This is a genomic window from Pseudomonas sp. TE4620, from assembly GCF_056279045.1.
Genome location: NZ_JBWBQO010000001.1, coordinates 4,437,547 through 4,459,332 on the forward strand (window position 1 = coordinate 4,437,547; position 21,786 = coordinate 4,459,332).

The 21,786-nt window shown below is 63.1% G+C and carries 20 protein-coding genes; 8 read left to right on the forward strand and 12 right to left on the reverse strand.

What is annotated here, in order from left to right:
- The first annotated feature begins 119 nt into the window (after positions 1-119).
- On the forward strand, positions 120-734 hold the full coding sequence (locus ACZ9A3_RS20585) for a glutathione S-transferase family protein (RefSeq protein ID WP_476253069.1): 615 nt from the start codon (positions 120-122) through the stop codon (positions 732-734).
- Here ACZ9A3_RS20585 and ACZ9A3_RS20590 read toward each other — a convergent pair.
- The gene (locus ACZ9A3_RS20590; RefSeq protein ID WP_476253070.1) at positions 715-1,602 is read right to left on the reverse strand and encodes a LysR family transcriptional regulator; all 888 of its coding nucleotides are present in this window, start codon (positions 1,600-1,602) and stop codon (positions 715-717) included. The genes ACZ9A3_RS20585 and ACZ9A3_RS20590 overlap by 20 nt on opposite strands.
- Positions 1,603-1,702: 100 nt before the next feature.
- Here ACZ9A3_RS20590 and ACZ9A3_RS20595 point away from each other — a divergent pair, with 100 nt between their 5' ends.
- Positions 1,703-2,605 carry a DMT family transporter gene (locus ACZ9A3_RS20595; RefSeq protein WP_195885123.1) on the forward strand — a complete coding sequence of 301 codons (903 nt, stop codon included), beginning with the start codon at positions 1,703-1,705 and terminating at the stop codon, positions 2,603-2,605.
- On the opposite strand, the gene ACZ9A3_RS20600 is transcribed toward ACZ9A3_RS20595, so the two are convergent.
- Genes ACZ9A3_RS20600 through ACZ9A3_RS20620 form a run of 5 tightly spaced genes read right to left on the reverse strand, consistent with a single transcriptional unit; the run spans position 2,564 to position 7,229 of the window.
- Positions 2,564-2,872, reverse strand: a complete 309-nt coding sequence (locus ACZ9A3_RS20600) for a hypothetical protein (protein ID WP_476253071.1) — start codon at positions 2,870-2,872, stop codon at positions 2,564-2,566. The genes ACZ9A3_RS20595 and ACZ9A3_RS20600 overlap by 42 nt on opposite strands.
- A 58-nt stretch (positions 2,873-2,930) precedes the next feature.
- Positions 2,931-3,962: a hypothetical protein gene (locus ACZ9A3_RS20605; RefSeq protein ID WP_093379088.1), complete on the reverse strand. Its 1,032-nt coding sequence runs from the start codon at positions 3,960-3,962 to the stop codon at positions 2,931-2,933.
- Positions 3,963-4,012: 50 nt separating this feature from the next.
- Positions 4,013-4,810, reverse strand: a complete 798-nt coding sequence (locus tag ACZ9A3_RS20610; protein ID WP_476253072.1) for a nucleotidyltransferase domain-containing protein — start codon at positions 4,808-4,810, stop codon at positions 4,013-4,015.
- A gap of 13 nt (positions 4,811-4,823) precedes the next feature.
- Positions 4,824-6,029, reverse strand: coding sequence for an RtcB family protein (locus ACZ9A3_RS20615; protein ID WP_093379082.1), 1,206 nt, complete (start codon positions 6,027-6,029; stop codon positions 4,824-4,826).
- A gap of 54 nt (positions 6,030-6,083) precedes the next feature.
- Positions 6,084-7,229 (reverse strand): slipin family protein, encoded by a 1,146-nt coding sequence (locus ACZ9A3_RS20620; RefSeq protein ID WP_045200064.1) that lies wholly within the window; start codon positions 7,227-7,229, stop codon positions 6,084-6,086.
- Positions 7,230-7,825: 596 nt separating this feature from the next.
- Between ACZ9A3_RS20620 and rtcR the strand changes: the two genes are divergently transcribed.
- A complete protein-coding gene (gene rtcR, locus ACZ9A3_RS20625) occupies positions 7,826-9,418 on the forward strand; it encodes an RNA repair transcriptional activator RtcR (protein WP_258595046.1) in 1,593 nt (530 codons plus the stop codon).
- Positions 9,419-9,488: 70 nt separating this feature from the next.
- Positions 9,489-10,577, forward strand: coding sequence for an alpha/beta hydrolase (locus tag ACZ9A3_RS20630; protein WP_045199943.1), 1,089 nt, complete (start codon positions 9,489-9,491; stop codon positions 10,575-10,577).
- Positions 10,578-10,821: 244 nt separating this feature from the next.
- On the opposite strand, the gene ACZ9A3_RS20635 is transcribed toward ACZ9A3_RS20630, so the two are convergent.
- The 3 genes from ACZ9A3_RS20635 to ACZ9A3_RS20645 are packed head-to-tail and all read right to left on the reverse strand — an operon-like array spanning position 10,822 to position 14,550.
- Positions 10,822-12,027, reverse strand: coding sequence for an SGNH/GDSL hydrolase family protein (locus ACZ9A3_RS20635; RefSeq protein WP_093379073.1), 1,206 nt, complete (start codon positions 12,025-12,027; stop codon positions 10,822-10,824).
- Complete coding sequence (locus ACZ9A3_RS20640; RefSeq protein WP_476253073.1) at positions 12,027-13,160, reverse strand: SGNH/GDSL hydrolase family protein; 1,134 nt, start codon at positions 13,158-13,160, stop codon at positions 12,027-12,029. The genes ACZ9A3_RS20635 and ACZ9A3_RS20640 overlap by 1 nt, the downstream gene beginning before the upstream one ends.
- Positions 13,147-14,550 carry an MBOAT family O-acyltransferase gene (locus tag ACZ9A3_RS20645; protein WP_476253074.1) on the reverse strand — a complete coding sequence of 468 codons (1,404 nt, stop codon included), beginning with the start codon at positions 14,548-14,550 and terminating at the stop codon, positions 13,147-13,149. The genes ACZ9A3_RS20640 and ACZ9A3_RS20645 overlap by 14 nt, the downstream gene beginning before the upstream one ends.
- Before the next feature lie 243 nt (positions 14,551-14,793).
- On the opposite strand from ACZ9A3_RS20645, the gene ACZ9A3_RS20650 reads away from it, so the two are divergent.
- From ACZ9A3_RS20650 to ACZ9A3_RS20665, 4 genes are all read left to right on the forward strand, one after another.
- Entirely contained in the window at positions 14,794-15,036 is a 243-nt protein-coding gene (locus ACZ9A3_RS20650; protein ID WP_045199952.1) for an exodeoxyribonuclease VII small subunit, read from the forward strand.
- Positions 15,033-15,920 (forward strand): (2E,6E)-farnesyl diphosphate synthase, encoded by an 888-nt coding sequence (gene ispA, locus ACZ9A3_RS20655; RefSeq protein WP_093379067.1) that lies wholly within the window; start codon positions 15,033-15,035, stop codon positions 15,918-15,920. The genes ACZ9A3_RS20650 and ispA overlap by 4 nt, the downstream gene beginning before the upstream one ends.
- Before the next feature lie 140 nt (positions 15,921-16,060).
- A complete protein-coding gene (gene dxs, locus ACZ9A3_RS20660; protein WP_093379064.1) occupies positions 16,061-17,959 on the forward strand; it encodes a 1-deoxy-D-xylulose-5-phosphate synthase in 1,899 nt (632 codons plus the stop codon).
- Between the two features lie 77 nt (positions 17,960-18,036).
- The gene (locus ACZ9A3_RS20665) at positions 18,037-19,917 is read left to right on the forward strand and encodes a TonB-dependent receptor domain-containing protein (RefSeq protein ID WP_476253075.1); all 1,881 of its coding nucleotides are present in this window, start codon (positions 18,037-18,039) and stop codon (positions 19,915-19,917) included.
- Here the strand turns inward: ACZ9A3_RS20665 and ACZ9A3_RS20670 are convergent.
- The 3 genes from ACZ9A3_RS20670 to ribA are packed head-to-tail and all read right to left on the reverse strand — an operon-like array spanning position 19,895 to position 21,737.
- On the reverse strand, positions 19,895-20,704 hold the full coding sequence (locus ACZ9A3_RS20670; RefSeq protein WP_476253076.1) for a cobalamin-binding protein: 810 nt from the start codon (positions 20,702-20,704) through the stop codon (positions 19,895-19,897). The two genes, ACZ9A3_RS20665 and ACZ9A3_RS20670, sit on opposite strands and share 23 nt — an antisense overlap.
- Positions 20,704-21,123: a hypothetical protein gene (locus ACZ9A3_RS20675; protein WP_045199962.1), complete on the reverse strand. Its 420-nt coding sequence runs from the start codon at positions 21,121-21,123 to the stop codon at positions 20,704-20,706. Before ACZ9A3_RS20675 ends, ACZ9A3_RS20670 begins: the two co-directional genes overlap by 1 nt.
- Positions 21,120-21,737, reverse strand: coding sequence for a GTP cyclohydrolase II (ribA, locus tag ACZ9A3_RS20680; RefSeq protein WP_010222848.1), 618 nt, complete (start codon positions 21,735-21,737; stop codon positions 21,120-21,122). The genes ACZ9A3_RS20675 and ribA overlap by 4 nt, the downstream gene beginning before the upstream one ends.
- Positions 21,738-21,786 lie beyond the last annotated feature (49 nt).

Consider the following 21,786-nt stretch of genomic DNA (forward strand, 5'->3'; position numbering starts at 1 on the left):
TTTTAATGCCTGAAACATTCCCCTGCGCACACCTGAGCTGCCAAGCCCACACTTCGAACCACACCGGGAAAAACTCGACTACTTTTACTCGGTCGTAACCTGTTCTCACTGGAGTGGTCATGAAACTCATCGGCATGCTCGATTCCCCCTACGTGCGCCGCGTCGCGGTGTCGCTGGAGCTGTACGGCATCAGCTTCGAACACCAGGCGCTGTCGGTGTTTCGCAATTTTGCCGAGTTCGCCGCGATCAATCCGGTGGTCAAGGCGCCGAGCCTGGTGCTGGACGACGGCACGCTGCTGATGGATTCGACGCTGATTCTGGATTACTTCGAAGCCCTGGCCGTACCCGCCAAAAAGTTATTGCCACAAGACCCGCTGGCCCGCGCCAGCGATTTGCAGGTGATCGGCCTGGCGCTGGCGGCCAGTGAGAAGTCGGTGCAGATCTACTACGAGCACAACCTGCGCCCGCAAGAGAAGCTGCACACGCCCTGGCTGGAGCGGGTGACCGGGCAGTTGCAGGCGGCGTATGCGCGGCTCGACGGCTTGCTCGCCGAACAGCCGAGCAAGTGCCCCACCCTGCCCTTGAGCCAGGCAGAAATCAGCACGGCGGTGGCCTGGTCGTTCACCCAGTACGTATGCGCCGAGGTGGTTGCGGCCAGCGACTATGCGCATGTGCAGCGTCTGGCGCAGAAGATCGAAGGGCATCCGGCGATGCTCAAGTACCCGATCGAATAGCGTCCGGCGCCAACCCCTCGCGCAGCATCTGCACGAAGGCATCCCGGGCCGGATGCCTTGCTGCCTGGGCATGCCAGTAGAAGGCGTTGCTGATGGCCTTGAGTTCGGCGAACTCATGGCCGCTCCAGCCGGCGCCCTTGCGGTATTGCTCGAAGATGCCCCTGGGCACCAGCGACACTCCGGCGCCAGCACTGACGCAACTGACGATGGCGCCATAGCTGGCAATGCCGACAATCGGCAGTCTTTGCCCCTGTTCGAGCAACCAGTGCTCCAGAGCCGCGCGGTATGGGCAACCTTCCGGCCACATGAAGATAGCCTTGCCCTGCAGGTCTTCAGCGCTGCGAATCGGCCCCAGCGATTCAGGCGCGATCAGCACCAGGTCTTCCTGGTACATGGGCGTGCGCTTGAGCAACGGCCGCTCGACCTCCACTGCGACAATCGCCCCGTCGAGGCGATGGTTGAGCACGTCATCGAGCAGTTGCGACCAGGTGCTCGTGCTCAATTCCAGTGATACCTGCGGGAAGCGCGCATGGTATTCGGCCAGTAGCCGCGGAAGCCGGCCACTGGCCGAGGACTCGATGGCGCCGATACGCAGGCGCCCGCTGGGCATGGCTTGCGGGCTCAGAGCGGCCTTCGAGGCTTCGACCAGGGCGAGCATCTGGGTGGCGTATTCAAGGAAGGTTTCGCCTGCCGGGCTGATCTTCAAACCGCGACCATGGCGAAAGAACAGCGCCACGCCCAGCTCTTGTTCAAGCGCCTTGATCCGCGCAGTGATGTTCGACGGCACGTAGTGCAACACCTCGGCCGCACGGGCGATGCTGCCGGTGTCGTAGACCGTCTTGAACATGCGAATCTGCATCAGCTCCATACATCACCCAAAGTGAACGATACGCTCAGTATAAGTCGATTGTGGTGAGCATAGGCCTTTCTGATACTGAAGCTCCCAGCCCCCCCCGGAGCCTCTTGCGATGCCACGCGCCCAATCCCTGAAAATCGTCCTGGCGACCCTGTTCGTGGTGCTGTGCTGGGCCTACTCACCCACGGGCATCCATATCGCCCTGCAAGGCTACGAACCGGGCCATCTGGCCTTGGCGCGGTTTATCGTGGCGTCGGTATTCATGGCCTTTGTCGCACTGTGGCGAGGGATCAGCCTGCCCCGGCTCAAGGACTTGCCGCTGTTGATGCTGCTCGGTTTTTTCGCAGTGTTTGCTCACCATGTGGCGATCAACTTCGGCCAGCGCGGGATCAGTGCCGGGGCATCCAGTGTGCTGGCGCAATCCACACCGTTGTTCAGCCTGTTGATCGGCTGTTTTGTTCTGCGTCAGAAGGCCAGCGCCTGGCACTGGGGCTGCCTGGTGCTGGGCATGCTTGGCGCGGCGATGGTGGTTGCCGGGGATCACGGGCCAGGCGCACTGAACGCCCACGGCCTGCTGGTGCTGTTGGCCGCGCTGTCGTGGAGTATCTACTTCACCCTGCAGAAACTTCATGGCCATCGGTACGACGGCCTGACCATGGTCTGCTACACCATCTGGGCCGGCACCGCCTTGCTGCTGGTGTATCTGCCGGGCCTGGCCGGCGCCGTGAAGGCCGCGCCACTGCAGGCAGACCTGGCGGTGTTGATGCTGGGCGTATTTCCCAGCGCCCTGGCCTACCTGGGCTGGGCCTTTGTACTGAGCCACACGCAGGTCAGCCGGGCAACCATGGCGCTGTACCTGATCCCGCCCTGCGCCATGCTGATCGCGGCCTCGCTGCTCGGCGAGCAGCCTTCGCTGATGGTGATAGTCGCAGCGGTGGTCGTGTTGATCAGTGTGCTGGCCTTGAACATTCCATCACGGCGGCGCATTCAACGGCCTGAACAGTTGCACCAATAGCCGGCCAAGTATGTAGAGCAGTGGTACCGCGAACAGCAGGCTGAACAGCACGATGTTCATCGCTTCACCGGCAATGACCTGCGGATCGCAACTGATCGGCCCGCTATTACCGCGCCCAAGGCGGATACACCCGGACTTGGGGTGGGCCGTCCAGTACGCCGCCGCGATGCACAAGCCGACCATCACTGAAAGCAGCAGCATCACCACCTGATCGCTGCCGCTTATCTGCAACCGTCGCCAGCGTTCTCTCACGCGCAGCTTCAGCATGCCGCGCTCTGAATCACGTCCTTGTTCATGCTCAACTCCTTTGCGTAACGGCGCACCGTCAGGCCGCCTCGGCAAATTTCACCTTGAAGTAATCCAGCAGGGTTTTGCCCCGGTAAAAAACCTCGCGTACCTCGGCACTTTCTTTGAGCAGCGCCTCACTGGGGAGCGCATGCTGATCTGCCGGCAAGGGCCGGGACCACTCCTGCACCGCTTTGGGGAACAGGGCCCTGGGGCGATTGTTGACCCAGTTGGAGATATGGCACGGCAAGGTCCAGCCACCGAACGCCTGGACGAACAGAAAGCCGAACACGTACTGCAGCCACGGGAAATTTTCCCGATAGCCGAGGCGGGCCATGTGGAAAAACGCCACCGTGCCCTCTTCGAATTCTTCTGACGGTGGCGCCGGCAAGGCTGCCGGGCCCTCTTCCATGTAGGCGCGAATCGCCTCCCACTCGGCCACTGCAGCGCGCAGGCTGCCGCAGGCCACAGTCAGCCAGAGGACGTTACCGCTGGCGGCGTCACGCAGGCCGATCATCAGTTTGAACTCGGGCAGCACCGCGTATTCGGTGACCAGTTTGCCGGCCGAGACACAGGCGATAACCTCTTCCCACGGCACATAATGGGGGGCTGCACCTTTCTTCGGCACCATCGCCACTTCGCGTCGCTGGCGGTTGAAACGGATCGGCGGCTGGACTCTGAGCTCGCGCACGGTCTTGCAGAAAATGAACACGTACATCAGCGCCAACGCGCCGATAAAGCCCCAGATCGGCGGCGAGGCGAGAAAGTCGAGAACACCCGACCAGAACGGCTCGTACTTGCGCCGTGCCCAGCCCGCGAGCAGCGCCGTCATCACAAAGCTGGTGATCACGCCCATGACCGCGGCAATGCCGCAGCGGGCCATGAACTCGAAGTTGCCCCGGCCGATGCCGAAGTCCAGGTAGACCTCGTTGGCATCACGGTGCAGGAGCTGGTAGCTGTAGGCCTCGACGCCCGTGGGCAAGGGTTTGGGCGACAGGTAGACAATCTCGGTGCCAGAGACTTGCTCGAAGTCTCCGGCATGGGGCAGGCGTTGGTACTTACTGTCAGGCATGAAAACGGTCCGAGTCCTTTCGACAAGGAAGGCACGCCAAGGCGCGCCTCCTATGAATAACGCCGCACAGTATCGCGCAAATAGTCATCCAGCTGTTGCGTATCACCGCGCAGCCGCGGCAAGGCTGGTGAAGTTTCTGCACGCAGCAGCTCACTGTCGATGAACTGCTGCAGCACCACCCGTCGCGGCCCGTAATCGGCCTCGACCGCCCGGCGCTTGATGCGCAGCAATTCATCGATCTCGGCAAGCATCTGTGGCTCGTTCAAGGTGCCTGCCAAGAGGTCGGCAAAGGCCGTCGGCGGCAGGCCCAGGCCCAGGTCGATCCAGCGCACCGCCAACAGCGAACGCAGCACGTAAAGGTACTTCTTGAAGCGCACCTGCTCGCCCTGGAGAAAGTCGCGGTGGTTCTTTTTCGCCATCGACAAGTAGTGATGCCGCGCCGCCCGGGCGCTGTAGAAGTTCAGCGCCAGCGCCCGCAGCGACTCGACCGCACCGGGCTCGGCGCGATACACCAGCGGCGAGCCGAGCCATTCGAGCAGGGTCGGGTTGGAGTTGCGCAGCAGCTTCAGGGTCTTGCGCAACTCCCAACCGCTGATGTCCAGCTCGTCGGTCAGCGGCCGTTCGATCACGTCGCGCGGCTCATCGACACGCAGGTACCAGTCCTGGCGCGGGACGTAGATGAAGCGCACGTCGAAATCGCTGTCGGTGGAGGCAAAGCCCCAGGCACGGCTGCCGGATTCGCAGGCGTAGAGCACGCGCACATCGTGTTCAAGCTCGACCCGGCGCAATTCTTCAAGCACCCACTCGCGCATGGCGCCCGGCAGTGGGTGACGGTCTTCCTTGTTCATGGTGTATCCCTTCCTATCCCTTTACGCACACCACCTGACGCAGGGTGTGCACTACTTCCACCAGTTCGCGCTGGGCCTGCATCACCGCGTCGATGTCCTTGTAGGCCATGGGGATCTCGTCGATCACGTCCTTGTCCTTGCGGCATTCGACATGGGCAGTGGCGCGGCGCTGATCCTCAACGGTGAACGCCTGCTTGGCCCGGGTACGGCTCATCACCCGCCCGGCGCCATGGCTGCAGGAGCAGAACGCCTCTTCGTTGCCCAGGCCACGAACGATGAAACTCTTGGCGCCCATGGAGCCGGGAATAATCCCCAGCTCGCCCTTTTGCGCCGACACTGCGCCCTTGCGGGTGACCAGCACGTCGTGGCCAAAGTGATGCTCGCGCTGCACATAGTTGTGGTGGCAGTTGACCGCTTCGAGGTTGGCCTCAAAGGGTTTGCCGAGCACCTTGCGTGTAGCGGCGATCACCGCGTGCATCATCAGCGCACGGTTCTGCCGGGCGAAATCCTGAGCCCACTCCACCGCCTCGACGTAGTCGGCAAAGTGCCGGCTGCCTTCTTCGAAATAGGCCAGGTTGCGGTCCGGCAGGTTGGCGATGTGCTGGCGCATGTCGGCCTGGGCCAGTTCAATGAACAGGTTGCCGATGGCATTGCCGACCCCGCGTGAACCGCTGTGCAACATGAACCAGACGCGGTTGGCTTCATCCAGGCAAACCTCGATGAAATGATTGCCGCCGCCGAGGGTGCCCAGGTGCTGGCGGTTGTTGGTTTTCTCAAGCTTCGGGTACTTGTCGGTGATCGCCTTGAATCGCGCCGCCAGGTCGTGCCAGGCACGGTCGGCCATGGCCGGCACGCTGTCCCAGGCGCCCTGGTCGCGGCGGCCGAAGGTCTTGCCATGGGGCACAGCCTTTTCGATCGCCGAGCGCAGGCCGTGCAGGTTGTCCGGCAGGTCGCTGGCGGTCAGCGAGGTGCGCGCGGCAATCATGCCGCAGCCGATGTCGACGCCAACCGCCGCCGGGATGATCGCGCCCAGGGTCGGGATCACGCTGCCGATGGTCGAGCCCTTGCCCAGGTGCACATCGGGCATCACCGCCAGGTGCTTGAAGATGAACGGCATCTTCGCGGTGTTCAGCAGTTGCTCACGGGCGCCCTCGTCCACCGGGACGCCGTCGGTCCAGAGCTTGATCGGCTTGCCGCCGGCCACTTCGAGTATGTTCATGTCGGTACTTCCATTTTTATCTGTTGCTGCCGGGCTGCTTGAGCCCGGCAAAACTCATCCGGCCTTGATGCTGACCAGTCCATTCAACACCTGATCCAGGCCGCCGAACACCGAAATCCGGTCGATGCGCTCGGCCACCCGCTCCAGGGTCTCCAGCTCCTTCAGGCGCAGGGCCGTCGGGTTGTCTTCCATGACTTTGGCGGTGTTGAGCAGCGATCGGGTCGCCGAGGTCTCTTCACGGCGGCGGATGACGTTGGCTTGCGCCGCTTTCTCTGCCTCCACCACCTGCGCCAGCAGGGTTTTCATCTCGCCTGGGAGGATGATGTCGCGCACCCCCAGGCCGCTGACTTCGATGCCGCTGCCAGCGAGTTTTTCCTGCAGGTACTGGCTGACCGAATCGTCGATCAACTGCTTGTTTTCCAACAGCTCATCGAGGGTGCGGGTACCCACCGCCGCCCGCAGGCCGAACTGCACCTCGCGGTACAGATGCTCCAGCGGTTTGCTCAACTGCGCGAACGCACCGAGCACATCGCTGTAGCGCCAGTTGGCCGCAAGATTCAGGCGCAGGCTGACCTTGTCGCGGGTGAGAATTTCCTGCCCGCTGATTTCCATGGCCTGGATCCGCATGTCGACCAACTCGACACTCACCTGACGGTTGAAGCGCCAGAAGCCGTACTGCCCGGCACCCAGCAACTCTTCCACCACGCCATCGACCTTCAACACACCGACATGGAACGCCGGCACCGCCGCCAGCAGAACCGCATCCAGCCCGGCCAGGCTGCGACCGCGCAGTTTAGGCTGGTTGAGCTGGGCTACCAGGGCGCTATCCAGGCGATAGGCCTGGCTCAGGTCGATGCGCTGCAGGGTCTGCGCGCTCTGGCCCTTCCAGTACAGCTGGCGGCTGCCCGGAGCCAGCAATTCGACCAGGGCACCGTCCTCAAAACGCAGGCCGGCTTCGTTTTCCGCCAGGTCCATGCGCTCGAAATACTGCTCGACCAAGGCCGGCTCGCTCTGACGCAGGTAGCCCGCCAGGCGATGTTCGAACAGCGAAGTATTGAGGCTGAAGGTTTCTACCGTCAGCCGGTTGTGCAGGTCGAAACGCTTGTGCACGCCAGGTTCGAGGATCGACACAAAGTCGCCTTCGCAGAACAGCAGGCCGCGTTCGTTCTTTTTCACGATAAAGCGTTTCAACAGTTTCATCTTGATCATCCTGTGCAATTAAGTCCTTGGTGCCGGTGTTGCCAAAGCGCCGAGCGTTGCGGGCGTGGCCCGGAGGAGGCAGTTGCCGGGACTTCCTGTCCACTGACCGCATCCTGCGGTGCGGCAACTGCCTTGCTCCGGGCCCGGCCGGCAAGCCGGGCAAATCGGCGGTGGGCGTGTGCGCTCCGTGCGCACCTTGCAGCCTTGCCTGGCTACGCCCCACCGGCGGGTACAACATTCGAATACCTTGGAGGGTATGTAAGGTTCGAGTCAGGCCTCGAGACCAGCGTCTCCGTGAGGAGCCACGCTATCGACTGCACGTTGCGGCGGCGGCATGCACGACACCTACACCAGGGGTGGGCTCGTGCACCGGCGGGGACATAAACCCCGTCCCGTTGGCCAGCTTGGCGATGCGGTCGGGGAAGAGATTGCGAGGGGCGTGCCAGGTTTTGAATAAAGTCCAAAATTAATTCTTATCATATTGATTTATAAGGTTTTTATTTTTACCAACAAAAAACCATGAGTTTTCTCAGCCCACACCAGACAAGATTTTTATATATTATTGGATACACATTTATCTATTGAGCTAAACAGCAATGAGCAAGCGCAGCGTCGCCATCGGCTTTCTCGGCACCACCCTGGATCGCAACGGCAAAGGCGCGGCGCGCTGGCAGCGCTGGCGGCCGACCATCAGCCTGTGCCAGCAGGCACAAACCCCCATCGACCGCCTGGAGCTGATCCACGGCACCAGCGCTCGCGACCTGGGCCTGGCCGAGCGCATTCGCGAAGATATCCAGAGCATCTCGCCGCACACCGAGGTGCGTTTGCAGCCGATGGTTCTGCGTAACCCTTGGGACTTCGAGGAGGTCTATGGCGCGCTGCACGACTTTGCCAGCGCCTACCCCTTCGATACCGAGCACGAGGACTACCTGGTGCATATCACCACCGGTACCCACGTGGCGCAGATCTGCTGGTTCCTGCTGACCGAGGCGCGCTACCTGCCGGCGCGGCTGATCCAGACCTCGCCAGCGCGCGGCAAGGAAGACATCGCCGACCCGGCCGGCACCAGCACGCTGATTGACCTCGACCTGTCGCGCTATGACCACATCGCATCGCGCTTTCAGCGCGAACAGGCCGACAGCCTGAATTTTCTCAAGGCCGGCATCGCTACCCGCAACGCCGCCTTCAACCGCTCCATCGAGCAGATCGAGCGGGTGGCGCTGCGCTCACGGGCACCGATGCTGCTGGTCGGCCCGACCGGCGCTGGCAAGTCGTTCCTGGCTCGGCGCATCTATGAGCTCAAGCGCGGCCGCCATCAGCTGGAGGGACGCTTCGTTGAAGTGAACTGCGCCACCCTGCGCGGCGACGGCGCCATGTCGACACTGTTTGGCCATAGCAAAGGCGCCTTCACCGGCGCCCAGAACGCCCGCGAAGGTCTACTGCGCGCCGCCGATGGCGGCATGTTGTTCCTTGATGAAATCGGCGAACTGGGCGCTGATGAACAAGCCATGCTGCTCAAGGCCATCGAAGAAAAACGCTTCTTCCCGCTGGGCTCGGACCGTGAGGTAGAGAGCGACTTCCAGCTGATCGCCGGCACCCACCGCGACCTGCGCAGCCGGGTCGCCGAAGGGCTGTTTCGCGAAGACCTGTACGCGCGCATCAACCTCTGGACCTTCGCCCTGCCAGGCCTGGCAGGGCGCCGCGAAGACATCGAGCCGAACATCGATTTCGAACTGCAGCGCCATGCCCGCGAACAGAACCGCCAGGTGCGCTTCAACCTCGAAGCCAAGCGCCGCTACCTGGCCTTTGCCAACTCGCCGCAAGCGCGCTGGACCGGTAACTTTCGCGAGCTGTCGGCGTCGATCACGCGCATGGCCACCCTCGCCGACAGCGGCCGTATCGACGAGCCGCTGGTACTGGAAGAAATCGAGCGCCTGCAACACGCCTGGGGCCTGGAGCAAGGTGCCGACCCACTCGACGCCTTGCTCGGCGACCAGGCCCTTGACCAGTTCGACCGTCTGCAACTGCAGGCGGTACTCAAGGTGTGCGGCAACGCCCGCACACTGTCCGAGGCCGGGCGCCAGTTGTTCGATGTCTCGCGCCTGGAAAAAGAAAAGCCCAATGACGCCGACCGTTTGCGCAAATACCTGGCACGCTTTGGCCTGGACTGGAATCAACTCAAGGGCTGAACAGGGTGCTAGAATCCGCGCCCTCTTCGGCCGCACCTGGCCGAGCACTACCGAAAAAGGACTCTCGGCTATGTCATTGCTGACAGCGACCCGCCTGCACCTCTGCTCCTTCGGCCTGCTGGCCGGCCTCAGCCTCACCGCAACCACTGCTTTCGCCGACGAGGCCACCGACCAGGCCCTGCACAAAGGCCGCTGGCAAGGCATGGCCGCCATGGCCAACCTGTACCTCAACGACGCCACCCCGGCCGAGTTCATGGATGCCGGTGACAAAGAGAAGAGCGAGCACGACAATTATGCCGGCGCCCTGGCCTTCTACCTGACCGCCGCCCGCCTCGACCCGAAGAACGCCTTCGCCGCGTACCAGGCCGCTGCCGCGCTGTCGTCCATGGACAGCCCGGAACTGGCCGCGCAATACCTCGACGAGGCCCGCGAGCGCGGCTTCTGGCAAGCGGTGATCCTCAAGGAAGACGACGAACTGGAGCCGATGAAAAACGACCCGGCCTACCAGAAGCTGCTGCAAGCGGCCGAGAAGAACTACCCGACCCAGGCCAAGGACGCCGGCCTCGCCGCCTTCAGCATCCCTGAAGGCAAGGCCCCGGCTGGCGGCTGGCCGGTGGTGGTGTGGCTGGCAGGCTTTGGCACCGAAGGCGTCAAGGGCACCAACATGCGCGCCGACCTGGTCGGCGACAAGGCCGTGCTGGTGGCCCTGAACGGTACCCTCAAGCGCGACGAGCATCAGTTCATGTGGCAGCAACAGTCGGTCGAGCCGACCGAACAAGCGGTGGCCGCAGCGCTGAAGAAGCTGGAAAAAGACACCCGCATCGACCGCTCGAAAGTCGCCCTGATCGGCTTCTCCCAGGGTGCTGAACACGCCGCCCACCTGATCGCCCAGTACCCGCAGAACTACAGCGGCGCGGTGCTGCTGTCGCCGGGCGGCTTCAAGATCCCGTTCACCGTGCAGAAGGCCAAGGACAAGCGCCTGGTCGTGGTCCACGGCGCCCAGGAGCATGAAAGCAACCTGCAACTGACCGCCACCACCGAAAAAGCCTTCGCCAGCAACAACAAGGTGCAGAGCCACGAACACCCTGAAGGCCACACCTTCCAGGACGACTGGCGCAAGGCCTACCCAGGCTACCTGGACTACGCCCTGGGCCTTTGAGTGCGCGCCAGGCAGCCCCGGAAAGCACCTGAGAAATAATCTGTTCGAGAAAATTTACAGCCCCGCACACAGCTACTAAGGTGAATGCAGAGGAATGAACCGCGACTGATTCAAGGCAGTCGCATCGTGCTGAGCGGGGGCGGTTGCACGCCCCCGGGTTTGCCTCTGTTAAGGGGCGGGAAGACGACTTCATGGGGCGCCGCAAGCCAACCCTGAGTCGTCCCCGCCTCTACTTTTTTCTGCCCTACTTCAAGCCCAGCTGGTTGCGCAAAAACTCGTGCAGGCCGGCCGCGCTTTTCTTGTAGCCATCAGCCGTCAGGTGCACCAGATCACCACGGGCCAGGCCCGACGCCTGCCAGCCGACAATCGAGCACTGCCCGCCCATGTACGCCTGCCAGTCCCAGAACAGCGCATTGGCCTGCTTGGCCGCCTGGCGCTGGATGCGGATCACCTGGGCCAGTTGCTGCGGCTGGCGCGCACTGCAGCTACGAGCCTTGCGCTGCTTGATCGAGTCCGGCGGGCCGACCAGCAATATCACCGCGCGCGGCAGATCCTGGCGCAGGCGCTTGAGGGTGTTGCGCAGTTGCGTCTGGTACAGGCCAAGATCGAGGGTGTCATCGAAGGCTTCGTTGGTGCCGTAGGCGAGAATCACCAGGTCCGGGCGCAGGGTCTTGAGGTTGTCCTGCCAGCCGGCCTGCCATTTGTCCTGCACTTCCAGGCGAGCGCCATTGATGCCCAGCGCCGAGTAGATCACCCCGGCATTCTTCTGGCCCTGGATATACCAGCCACCCAGCAGCGTGCCGGGGCGGTTGCTGACGCTCAGGTCCAGCGGCAGAGCCAGGTTGCTGACTTGCGGGCCGAAGCGCCACTGCCCGCCGGTGGCCGCCAGCAGGCGCTGGTTGCGCCCACGGCCATCGCGCAGCACCAGGGTGCTGTTTTCCCGCGCCTGGTACAGCGCCTGCACCCGATAGCGTTGCGCCGTAGGCTCGCGGGCTTCGATGCGCACGCTGGGGTTGGCCGCCATCGGCACCGACAGGTAACCGCCAAGCGGGAATTGCGTGCTCTGCTGGTTGCGCGCCGACACCAGCTCCCACTGGCGCTTGGCGGTTTTCAGGATCACCTGGTCGTAGCGGGTGCCGGGCACCGGCGTGGCGGCAATCAGGCCGATACCGCCATCGCCATAACGCGCCTGCAGCAGGCGGCGCATCTCGCCGCTGAACAGGTCGGCAGCGGTGTGCGAATCGCCAAACTGGATGATGTTGACCGGTGCGCGGTTGGCGTTTTTGAACTTGCCCGCCAGTACCGCCAGGTTGCCGTCGACGCGGCTGGCCGGGGCCTTGGCCGCCGTATTGGCAGGCTTGGCCGAGGTGTTGACCGCCGCCACCGGGCTACAGCCCGGCAACGCGCAGATCAGCAGGGCCAACCCCAGAATGTTGTGCAGTCGAGGCATCAGTGTCCCGTTACAGTGAGGCCGGGAAAGGCGATCAACGAGAGAATCCGTTCCGAGATCAGCTTCTGTCCGGTGGTAGTGAAATGGATGCCGTCATCGACCCGGGTCTTGATCCGTTTGCCCTGAGCGTTCTGCAAGGTATAGGAGAAACTGTCGTCGTTGTAACCCAGGACCGGGTTGGCCGAAACGTAATGCTGCTGATACAGGCCGGTCTGTTGCTCGTACAGCCCGCTCAGGTAAGCCATGGCCGTAGACAGCTTGGGCTTTTGCATGTTCGGCGGCCCGACCCAGATCACCTGCACATTGTGCTCACGGGCCTGGTCGAGGATCGAGTCGATACGCTGGCGATAGGTGACTTCCCACTCCGGCGACTTGAAGCGCAAAAACGGCTTGCCCTTGCCCTGGGGCATGTCCCAGGGGTCGTTGGGGCCGAGGAAGATCACCATCAGGCGGATGTTCGGCTCGCTTTCCAGGGTCTTGGCCACGGTCTGCGGCCAGTTGAAGAAACCGGGATAGGCAAGGCCGGTGCTCTGCTTGCTGAGGTTGACGCTCTTGATCTGGTAACGCTTGCGCAGGCTGTTGGCCAGGTGCGGAGCGACGCCCTGCATCAGTGAGTCGCCGACCAGGAAGACTTCGTCACCCGCCGCCAGGGACACCACGGTGCCGGCTTGCAAAGGTGCCTGGGCAACTTGCGCTGCGGGTTGCGGCACTGGCGTAGCCACTGTTGCCGGCACAGGCGCAGACGTTGTCGCAACCTTGACTGGCACCGGGTGAGCCGGAACGGGCGGCTTGTCCAGGTGCACCGGGACCACAGGAATCGGCGCTGGCAGCTCCACGGTGTCGTTGGTCTCAACCTTGGCCACCAGCACCTGCTCGCTGCGTTTTTCCAGGCTGTCGATAAAGCTGTCGCGAGCATCGCCCAGGGCATGGGTGAGGTTGCCACCCATGCGCCAGGCCGGGCTCTGGCCAAGTACCGGCAGCTCGCAGCTCTGGTGATACTTCTGCTGGCAATACAGGCTGATCGAATCCTGGTTCAGCCAGAACAGCAACAGCGTGGTGATGACAACGGCGTAGAAAGCCTTGGCCGCGCCCAGTTGCGACGACAGCAAACGACCGGCATTAGAAGCTTGCATAGATGAACCCCGGTACGCCCGATTGCGAAGCAAAAATGACCAAGGAAATGAACAACCCCAGCGGTATTGGATACAGCTGCCAGGGCAAGCGCGTGGTGGTAGCAAAGAACTGGCGCAGCAGCACCAGCAACTGCGGGTAGACGGCGACATACAACACGCTCGCCAGCAACAGCAGGCCGGTACTGGAGAACAATCCATCCAGGCTCAAGCCGCCGATACCGGCGAGCATGTCCATGGCTTCATCAAGGCTGGCGCTACGGAAGAAGATCCAGGCGAAGGCCACGTAGTGGAAGGTCAGCAGGCGCGCCGCCAGGCCGGCGCCCGGCCAGCGCATCGGCTGCGGCAGGATGTAGGTCGAAGCCTTGTACAGCGCCAGGCCAATACCATGCAGCGCCCCCCAGATGATGAAGTTGATGCTCGCCCCGTGCCACAGGCCGGAAATCAGCATCGCCAGCAGCATGTTCAGGTTGCCGCGCCACACCCCCTGGCGATTGCCGCCCAGCGGAATGTAGACATAGTCGCGAATGAACAGCGACAGGCTGATGTGCCAGCGGCCCCAGAACTCCTTGAGGTTGTGCGCGGCATAAGGCGCATTGAAGTTGTCGGGCAGGCGAAAGCCCAGCAGCAAGGCAATGCCGGTGACCAGGTTGGTGTAACCGCTGAAGTTGAAATAAATCAGAAAGCTGTAGCCATACACGCTCAGCAGTATCTGCTCGGGCGAATAGCTGCCCGGCGTCTCGAACACCGGGTCAACCCACTCACTGGCCAGCCAGGCACTGCAGAAGAACAGCTTGACCACCGCCAGGGCAATCAACCCCAGGGCCCGTTGCGGCTCCAGCACTTCACGGATAGTACTCGTGCGAATTTGCGGCAGCATATGGCTGGCGCGGTTGACCGGGCCGGCGATCAGGCTGGGGAAGAACGCCAGGTACAGGGCCAGGTCGAACGGCGAAGCCGAGGGCACCTCGCGGCGGTTGATCGACACCAGGTAGCTGACCGAGTGAAAGGCGTAGAACGACAGGCCGATCGGCACCAGCACTTCCAGCACCGGCAGCGACACGTCCAGCCCGGCACTGGCCAGGGCGCCCTGCACGCCGCCGACAAAGAACTCCTGGTACTTGAACAGGTAGAAACAGCCCAGCACCAGCAGCAACACCAACAAATAGCTGAAGCGCCGCCCGGGATAACGCTCACCGACCAGGCCGAGCAGATACACCAGGGCGCTGTAGCCCAGCAGGATGTACAGGGAGTTGAAGCTGAAACTGGCCACCAGGCCGTAACTGGCGGCCAGCAGCAGGACGTTCTGCAAGCGAACGCTCCAGCACAGGCTCCAGTAAACGATGAAAAACAGTGTGAAGCAGAGGCCGAACTCGATCGAAAGGAAGCTCACAACGTAGTCCATTACGTGACAACAGAAATAGGAGGCGTTACCGCCGCAGAGCCGCGGGGCAAAGCGGGCGCGATTATGGCAGAGAGCCACAAGCCCTCACAATGCGAGCCCTGTAGAAAAATCAAGACTTCACCGTCGGCCTTTGTGCAACAGAATGCGACGAAAGATCGACCCTATCGATTTGCTCCCCCCGCCCCGCTCTGCTAGTGTCGCGCCGTTTATACTGCCACCGAGACAGCCGCCATGGCCCGAAAAAAAGCCTCCATTGATTTCGAGCAATCCCTCGCCGACCTGCAGGTCCTGGTCGAGCGCCTGGAGAACGGCGAGCTGTCGCTGGAAGACTCGCTGACTGCCTTCGAGCAAGGCATCAGCCTGACCCGCGACTGCCAGAGCGCGCTGGCCCAGGCCGAACAGAAGGTCCAAGTGCTGCTCGAGCGCGATGGCGAACTGGCGGCCGAGCCTTTCGATGCGGAACAGCCGGAATGATCGCCGCCTACCAGGCCAGTTGCCAGGCGCGGGTCGACGCCGCCCTCGAACACCTGTTCATCGCCCCCTCGGTTGAGCTCAGCCGCCTCTATGAGGCCATGCGCTACAGCGTCATGAATGGCGGCAAACGGGTACGCCCGCTGCTCGCCTATGCCGCCTGCCAGGCCCTCGGTGCTGCACCGGAGCAGGCCAACGGCGCGGCCTGCGCGGTCGAATTGATTCACGCCTACTCGCTGGTGCACGACGACCTGCCGGCGATGGACGATGACGACCTGCGCCGCGGCCAGCCGACCACCCACAAGGCCTTCGATGAAGCCTGCGCGATCCTCGCTGGCGACGGTTTGCAGAGCCTGGCCTTCAGCGCCCTGCTCGACCCGCAATTGAGCCCGCAGCAAGACAGCATCCGCCTGGCCATGGTCCAGACCCTGGCGCTGGCTGCAGGGCCTGCCGGCATGGTCGGCGGCCAGGCCATCGACCTGGGCTCGGTGGGCCTCAAGCTCGACCAGACGGCGCTGGAGTTCATGCACCGGCACAAGACCGGCGCGCTGATCGAAGCCAGCGTCAAGCTCGGCGCCCTGGCCAGCGCCCGCGCCGACCAGACCCAACTCAAGGCCCTGCAAACCTATGCACAGGCCATCGGCCTGGCCTTCCAGGTTCAGGACGATATCCTCGACGTCGAGAGCGACACCGCCACCCTGGGCAAGCGCCAGGGCGCCGACATCGCCCGCGACAAGCCGACCTACCCGGCCCTGCTCGGCCTCGAAGCAGCCAAGGCCTATGCCCTGGAACTGCGCGACCAGGCCCTGCATGCCCTGCGTCCGTTTGACGCGGCAGCCGAGCCGCTGCGCGAACTTGCGCGGTACATCGTTGAGCGCCGTAACTAAGCAGCGCGGGTATCGCGGGGCAAGCCCGCTCCCACAGCGATCACTGTAGGAGCGGGCTTGCCCCGCGATTAGCTCAAATGGGCAGCCAACACCGCAATAAGGTAAACTGCCGCCACTTCATATCTATAACGATTCGCCTGATGCCCACGACGTTTCAAGAGATCCCCCGCGAACGCCCGGTCACGCCGCTGCTTGACCGTGCCGATACGCCTGCCGGCCTGCGCCGCCTGGCTGAAGCCGACCTGGAGAACCTGGCCGACGAGTTGCGCCAGGAATTGCTCTATACCGTTGGTCAGACCGGCGGGCATTTCGGTGCCGGCCTGGGCGTCATCGAGCTGACGATCGCCCTGCACTACGTCTTCGACACCCCGGACGACCGTCTGGTGTGGGACGTCGGTCATCAGGCCTATCCGCACAAGATCCTCACCGGTCGCCGCCAGCGCATGCACACCCTGCGCCAGAAGGACGGCCTGGCCGCCTTCCCGCGCCGCGCCGAGAGCGAGTACGACACCTTTGGCGTCGGTCACTCCAGCACCTCGATCAGTGCGGCCCTGGGCATGGCCATCGCCGCCCGTCTGCAGAACGATCCGCGCAAGTCGATTGCCGTGATCGGTGACGGCGCGCTGACCGCCGGCATGGCCTTCGAGGCGTTGAACCACGCCCAGGAAGTCGACGCCGACATGCTGGTGATCCTCAACGACAACGACATGTCGATTTCGCGCAATGTCGGCGGCCTGTCCAACTACCTGGCCAAGATTCTTTCCAGCCGCACCTACTCGAGCATGCGCGAGGGCAGCAAGAAGGTCCTCTCGCGCCTGCCCGGCGCCTGGGAAATCGCCCGCCGCACCGAAGAGTACGCCAAGGGCATGCTGGTACCCGGCACCCTGTTCGAAGAGCTGGGCTGGAACTACATCGGCCCGATCGATGGCCACGACCTGCCGACCCTGGTCACCACCCTGCGCAACATGCGTGACCTCAAGGGCCCGCAGTTCCTGCACGTGGTCACCAAAAAGGGCAAGGGTTTCGCCCCGGCCGAAGTCGACCCGATCGGCTACCACGCGATCACCAAGCTTGAGCCTGTGGACAAACCCGCCGCCGCGCCGAAACAGGCTGCCGGACCGAAGTACTCCGCAGTGTTCGGCCAATGGCTGTGCGACATGGCGGCTGCTGACCAGCGCCTGGTCGGCATTACCCCGGCCATGAAGGAAGGCTCCGACCTGGTGGCCTTCAGCGAGCGCTATCCGGATCGCTACTTCGATGTCGCCATCGCCGAGCAGCACGCGGTCACCCTGGCTGCGGGCATGGCCTGCGAAGGCGCCAAGCCGGTGGTGGCGATCTATTCGACCTTCCTTCAGCGCGCCTACGACCAGTTGATCCATGACGTCGCGGTACAGAATCTCGACGTGCTGTTCGCCATCGACCGCGCCGGCCTGGTCGGCGAAGACGGCCCGACCCACGCGGGCAGCTTCGACCTGTCGTTCCTGCGCTGCATCCCCGGCATGCTGGTGATGACCCCGAGCGACGAGAACGAACTGCGCAAGATGCTCAGCACCGGCCACCTGTACAACGGCCCGGCCGCCGTGCGTTACCCACGTGGCAGCGGCCCGAACGCAACCATCGAGAGCAACCTTGAGCCACTGGAAATCGGCAAGGGCATCGTCCGCCGCCAGGGCAGCAAGGTCGCCTTGCTGGTATTCGGCGTGCAGCTGAGCGAAGCCCTCAAGGTTGCCGAGCAGATCGATGCCACCGTGGTCGACATGCGTTTCGTCAAACCGCTGGATGAAGCCCTGGTGCGCGAGATTGCCGGTAGCCACGAACTGCTGGTGACCATCGAAGAAAACGCCATCATGGGCGGCGCCGGTGCGGCAGTGAGCGAGTTCCTCGCCCGCGAAGCGGTGCTCAAGCCAGTGCTGCACCTGGGCCTGCCGGATGTGTATGTCGAGCATGCCAAGCCTGCGCAGATGCTCGCCGAGTGCGGCCTGGATGCCGCCGGCATCGAGGCTTCGGTGCGTCAGCGGATGCAACTGCTCGGTCTTTGAGACCGCATCGCGGGTCAAGCCCGCTCCTACAGGTTTTGTGGGAGCGGGCTTGCCCCGCGATTGCAATGGAACTGCCCATGAAATCCCTGCGCCTTGCTCCCCTCCTGCTATGCCTGCCAACCACCCTGCTGGCCGACCCGATCGACCGCGAAAGCGCCCTGAAACTGCCCAACACACTGATCAGTGCCAACCGCCAGGTTGAAGACCGCACGCAAACCAGCGCCGCCAATACGGTGTTCACCCGCGACGACATCGACCGCCTGCAGCCTTCCAGTGTTACTGACCTGCTGACTCGGGTGCCGGGGGTTCAGGTGGCACCTACAGGCGGGCGCGGCAGCGTTCCAGGCATTTACATCCGTGGCAGCAAGACAGCACAAAGCCTGGTACTGGTGGACGGTGTGCGCATTGCCAATGCCACCTCCGGTGACAGTGGCTTGCAGTTTCTCAGTATTGACCAGATCGAACGTGTCGAGGTACTGCGCGGTTCACGCTCGGCGGTCTATGGCAGCGACGCCATTGGTGGCGTCATTCAGATCTTCACTCGCCGCAGTGCACAACAGGGCCTGCAACCACGCCTGCGCCTGGCCGCCGGCAGTGAACAGACCTGGCAGCGCAGCCTCGGTGTTTCAGGCGGTGATCAGAATACCCGCTTCAATCTTGGCGCCAGCCTCGATGAAAGCGCCGGTATCAATTGGACCCACACCTCCTACCCCAGCGATGGCGACCACGACGCCTACCGTAACAAGTCGTTCAACCTGAGCCTGAGCCATAGTTTCAACGACAACATCGAGGCCGGTCTGAACCTGCTCGACAGCCATGGCCGCAGCGAGTACGACAACCCGTACGGGCGCTTCGACATGGACACTTTCCAGAGCTTCGGCCAGGCCCCTTACACCGATTTCAACGTCAGCAGCCTGGGGACGTATTTAGGCGCCCAGCTCAATGATCGCTGGTACTCGCGCCTGGAACTCGGCCATAGCGAAAACCGCGACAAGAAACGAGACAAACTCAGCGCAGACGCCAGCGAGTTCAATACCTATCGCGACTCCGCCAGCTGGCAGAACGACCTGGCTTTCGATGACCAGAACAGCGTGATGCTGGGCGCCGACTGGTACCAGGACCGCGTACATGGCAGTACCAACTTCGACGAAGATAGCCGCTGGAATCGCGCAGCCTTCGTTCAGCACCGCTTCAAAGGCCAATGGTTCGCCACCGAAATCGGCTTGCGCCGCGATCAGAACCAGCAATTCGGCGGGAATAATACCTGGAGTGGCAGCCTGACCTTGCCGGTCAACGCCAACAATGACCTGCTGCTCTCCTACAGCGAAGGCTTTCGTGCACCCACGTTCAATGACCTGTACTACCCCCAGTACAGCAACCCGAACCTAAAGCCTGAGCGCTCGAAAAGCTACGAATTACAATGGCGCAGCCAGCTGAGTGAAGACAGCCGACTGGAAACGTCGATTTATCGTACAGAGCTGCGCGATGCGATCATTTTCGGTGAAGGTTCGATCCCAAGAAACGTCGCCTCCGCGCGAGTGAGCGGCTTCGAGGCTGCATTGCATCAGCAATGGTTTGGCTGGCAAAGCAATCTGGGCCTGGCGTTGATCGACCCCCGTGACCGCGACAGCGGTCACACCCTGGCACGACGAGCCCGCAGAACACTGAGCCTGGACCTTGACCGGCAATACGATAAATGGGGCGTGGGCGCCAGCTGGCAAGCAGTGAGCAGCAGTTACGACGATGAAGCCAACAGCAGCAAGCTCGGCGGCTACGGCCTGCTCGGACTGCGTGGCAGTTGGGCGTTAAACCGCGAGATCAAGCTGGACTTCAAGCTGGATAACCTCTTCGACAAGGCCTACTCACGCGCCCTGTACAACTACGAGGGTGCAAGCTACGGCTACCGCGAAGAGGGCCGCACCTGGCTGCTTGGCGTCACCTGGACACCGGCGCTTTAGCCAGCAGCAGTTCGCACAGCTTGGCCGTCGCTTCGATCATCTGCCCGCTGGGGCGCTCCAGGCCTTTGTCCGGCACCTGCAGCAACAGGCCATCACGCACGGCAGCGACGTGCGGCCAGGCCTTCCAGGCCTCGAGCTGGAGCTGATCAGGGGCAAGGATCACCTGCGGGTTGCGCGCCAGCACGGTCTCCAGGTTAACCTGCGGCGCCGGCTGGGGGAGGTCGGCAAACACATTGCGCGCGCCGCAGACACTCAGCGCATCGGAGATGATCTGGTAACCACCAACCGTATACAGCGGCTTGTCCCAGACCTGGTAGAACACCGTCAGCGCCTGCTCGCGATGGTACTGCTGGCGCAACGCGGCAAGGCGCTGGCGCAAGGCTGTGGATAACTGCCCGCCCTGCGCCTTGCGCCCGATCCGCAGGCCAATTTCGTCCACCTGCGACACCAGGTCATCCAGCTCGTGCACATCGACGCTGTATAGCGGGATACCCAGGCGTTCGAGCTGGTCGCGCTGGGCCGCCGGCACGCTGCCCGGCCAGTACAGCACCAGGTCCGGGCGCACGCTGAGCAGGCGCTCCATGTCCAGTTGGCCATAACGGCCCACCAACGGTACGGTGCTTAACTGCGTCGGCCGTTCGTGCCACTCGGCCATGCCCACCAGCAGGTCGCCGGCTTGCAGCTCGAGGATGATTTCAGTGATCGAGGGCGCCAGGCTGACCACCCGCGGCGCCGCGGCCAGCGGCATACCGAAGGCCAGCAGCAACAGCCACAGGTAGCGACGCATCAGCCGAGCTGGCGAGGAATGCGATAGAGGTAGAGCAGGACCACGCTGGAGATTGCCAGGAGGATCTGCGGCACCGCCTCAAGGCCAACGAATACCGACAACGCGGCGACCCAGGCCGGCAGGCAGGCGAACAACATGCCCAGGCGGCGGATACGTGCCAGCTCGATCCAGGCCGCAGGTTCATCGTCGCTGTTCAGGGCTTTCTGGGTGGCGATCAGCCCGTGCTTGTAGGCGCCAAAGCGCGGCAGGCTGAGAAACATCGAGGCCACGCCGGCGATAAACATCGGCATGGCCAGGATCGGAATCAACGCCTGCACGCCACCGAAGGCCCAGGCAAACACCAGCAACGGCGCCAGCGCCACCGCCAGGTACTGCCACCAGGCCAGCTCCAGGCGACGGCGAACCTGGGCGCGGGTCACGCCCGACCGGCCTCGCCCTGGTGCTCGTTGCCCATCATGTGGCCGAGCTTGCCGGCTTTGGTCGCCAGGTAGTGTTTGTTATGCGGGTTGTGGCCGGTGTGCAGCGGCACCCGCTCGGCAACCGGAATGCCCATGCCGGTCAGTGCCTTGACCTTGCGCGGATTGTTGGTCATCAGCCGCAGCGACTTGACACCCAGGTGCTCGAGCATCGGCTGGCACATGCCGTAGTCACGCTGGTCGGCGGCAAAGCCCAGGCGTTCGTTGGCTTCGACGGTGTCGGCGCCGCCATCTTGCAGCTCGTAGGCGCGGATCTTGTTCAACAGGCCAATGCCACGGCCTTCCTGACGCAGGTACAGCAGCACGCCGCGGCCTTCGCGGGCGATCGCCTGCAGGGCCGCTTCGAGTTGCGAACCGCAGTCGCAGCGCTGGCTGAACAAGGCGTCGCCGGTCAGGCATTCGGAATGCAGGCGCCCCAGCACCGGCTGCCCATCGGCCACATCACCCAGGCTGAGCACGACGTGCTCGCGGCCGGTGGCTTCATCGAGAAAACCATGCATGGTGAAGGTCGCAAACGGGGTAGGCAGCTTGGAAGCGGCAACAAAAACGACGGGCACGTTGTGCTCCTGATCAGTAACTTGAAAATTGACGTGGGCCGATTGTATC